Below are 3423 nucleotides of genomic sequence, written 5' to 3' on the forward strand. Positions count from 1 at the left end.
GGAGCTCAACGGGCAGGTCTTTGACGGCATGAACGTCGTCTACGGGCTTGGTGGCGATGACCGGATTCAGGGCACGCTGGGGCGCGACTTCATCTTTGGCGGACCCGGCAACGACCTGATCATTCCACGCACCGGTGTCGATGCCATGAACGGCGGTCCCGGCAGCGACACGTTCCAGGTGTTCGATCTGGGTCGCAATTCGCCGGTGACCGTCAATCTGGAAACCGGGTTCGCCGGTGCGGATGGCGACATCAACCAGGTGTTCGATATCGAGAATGTCATCATTCAGAATGGCAGCGCAATGCAGATCTACGGCAATTCCAGCGCCAATACCCTGTTCTCGGGTCGTGGCCGGGACATGCTGTCAGGGCGCGGCGGCGATGATGCCCTGTTCGGCAATGAAGGCCGTGACGTGCTCTGGGGCGGTCAGGGGATCGATACGCTGCGCGGCGGTGACAGCAACGACTTCCTGGGCGCGCTGAACACGTCGGACAACGGGGCGGCCGAGATTTATGACGGCGAGGCCGGGAACGACACGCTGAGCTATGCGACCGGGCGAGACGAGATCAGCCGGTTCCTGTCAAATGACCAGTTCTACATGGGGATGCTCAACGTCGCGATGGAGGACAAGGCAACCACCGGGCCTGTCGTGATCCGCGCTGCCGACGGCGAGATCGACCGGCTGACCGCCTCGGGACAGGTCATCGCCACGGATATCGCGCTCAATATCGAGCAGTTCATCGGATCGGATTCGGCGGACACGATCTATGGCGCCGGCGATTCCCTGAACCGCATAGATATCGGCGGTGGCGGCGGCAATGACACTCTTTATTCCTGGGGCGCCGATGACGTAATGGGCGGCGGCGGCGATGACCTGCTGATTGCCGAACGCGGGCCTCAGGGCGGTCGGATCGCGGGGAATTTCGATGGCGGGAACGGATATAACACGCTTGATCTCCGGCCTGTGGGAGATGCGCGGTTCGTTCTGCTGACCAGCAGCGGCAGCGGCAACCTGCGCTTTGTCGCAGCGGACAAGGATTACACCGGACGGGCGCAGGATGCGCGGGGCGACGGGTTCGGCATCGACAACATCGACGAATTCCTGCTGGGTGAAAACAACGATTATGTCACCTGGGGCACCGGTTCGGACGCGATCATTCGCGGCGCAGGCGGCGACGATCACCTGGAATCGGTCGCCAGCGACGGCACCCAGAGCCCGACCTTTTTCGGTGACGACGGCAATGACCTGATCATCATCGGCAATGGCGGGAATGCGTTCGGAGGAATCGGTGACGACCGGATCGAGGTGACCTCGGGCGGGAATGTGACCGCGGATGGCGGCGACGGCAACGACACCTTCTTCATCACCCGCATGAACAACGACCTCAGCGGTGGCGCGGGTTATGACACGCTCATCCTCGAGCCGCGGTTCGGTGAAGGCGTGTCGGTCAACCTCGCCAACGGGACCGCCGTGTCCGACAGGTCCATCGACCTTGACAGCATCACCGGCATCGAAGCGCTGGTGACGTCCGACGCGGCCGACACGGTGGTGGGAAGCAACGGGGCGGACCGCATCGTCACCCGAGGCGGCAACGACACGGTCAGCGCGGGCAATGGCAGCGATCAGGTGTTCGGCGGCGATGGGCGCGACACGATCCGGGGCGAAGGCGACAACGACACGATCAACGGCGGCGCGGGCGATGACCTTCTGGACGGCGGCGGCGGTACGGATACCGTGGACTACGCCTTTGCCAGCTATGGCGGGGCCGAGGGCGGGATCGTGGCACAGGTCTTCGCGGCCGCCAATATCGATCTGGCGAACCAGACCGGCGGTCGGGGCGGTGAACGCGACACGTTTCTTGGCATCGAAAACGTGTTCGGCACGCATCTGAACGATTCCCTCACCGGCGACGGACAGGCAAACCTTCTGGCCGGGGGGGCCGGTGTCGATACCATCATCGGCGGCGGTGGCGACGACATCCTGATCGCGGGCGGGCACAATGCCACCACCGCAGAGGACGAACTGTATGGCGGTGACGGCAATGACCGCCTGGTGATCGGCGCGAATGCCTTTTTCGCGGATGGCGGCGACGGAACCGACACTCTCGATTTTTCGGGCAGTACGGACCTTGCGGAAGGCGGAGGCAGAACCCTTGCGCTGAACCTCGACCTGCAGGCGCAATCTCTGGCGCGCGAAGTCGAGTTGGGTCGCGTGGTCTGGGCCGATGACGGCAGCACGTCCTCGCGCCAATTCGATGGCCAGTCGATCAGCCCCCGCGACGTGCTCTTGACCAATCCGCTTTATGCGCGGGCGGCCTCTGACCTGGCGCTGCGCTTGCCGACCGGAGAAGAAACCAACGACGACATTCCAAGCTTTGCCATTGAGATCTCATCAACCACGCAATCCAACGGGGTGATTTCAAACACCTTTGCCAGTGTCGAAAACGTTCTGGGCACCAGCGGCGCGGACGTGATCCGAGGGGGCAGCGCGGCCAACCTGCTTGAAGGTGCGGACGGGGACGACACCCTCGAGGGCCGCGCGGGCAACGACGACCTGAATGGCGGCGCAGGCACCGACACGGCGGTCTATTCCGGCGATCAGGCCAATTACACGCTCACGATCAGCGCGGCTTCGGTAACGATCACCGACAGGCGCGACGGTGGTAACGGAACGGATACCCTCACCGCAATCGAAGCGCTGGATTTCGACACGGATTTTAACGGCGAACCCTTCAGCCTTGAAGAGTTCGGCGGTTTGGCGCAGCTCTCGCAAGCCGATCTGGAAACCTTCATCGAGCTTTACATCGCCTATTTCAACCGCGCTCCGGACGCGGTGGGCCTGTCCTTCTGGGGCACCGCCTTTGCAAACGGGGTGACGCTGGAACAATCGGCCAGTTTCTTCATCGACCAGCCCGAGACGCGCGCCACCTACCCGTCCGATCTGGGCAATTCGGATTTCGCCACCGCGGTCTACGACAACGTTCTGGGCCGGCTTCCCGACCAGGAGGGGTTCGATTTCTGGGTCGACAAGCTGGACAGTGGCGGGGTGAGCCGCGACCAGTTCATCCTGGCCATCCTCGGCGGTGCCAAGGCCGATCCTCCCGGCGATGCCAGCCAGGAGTTCATCGACCAGCAGTTGGCCGACCGGCAGTACCTCAGCGACAAGACCGATATCGGCGGCTATTTCGCCGTGACGAACGGCATGTCGGATGTCGGCAATGCAACGTCTGTGATGGCCCTGTTCGACGGCTCGGAAGCCAGCATTCAGGACGCCATCGACGCCACGGACGATTTCTATGCCACGGCACTTGCGTCCGGGGACGCCGAATTCATCCTGCAAGTGGTCGGCATTCTGGACGACCCCTTCGCCACCTGACGACGTCGGCGCGCGAGGGTTCGCAGGTCATGCGTCGCGTCCGGCTT

At 63.2% G+C, this 3423-nt stretch carries 1 protein-coding gene; it reads left to right on the forward strand.

Annotation, left to right across the window (positions count from 1 at the left end; translation table 11 throughout):
* A partial coding sequence (locus LCF60_RS23860) for a DUF4214 domain-containing protein (protein WP_292295025.1) occupies positions 1–3376 on the forward strand: 3376 nt, incomplete at its 5' end.
* Positions 3377–3423 lie beyond the last annotated feature (47 nt).

The sequence above is a fragment of the Marivita sp. genome (assembly GCF_020055635.1).
Classification (GTDB): domain Bacteria; phylum Pseudomonadota; class Alphaproteobacteria; order Rhodobacterales; family Rhodobacteraceae; genus Marivita.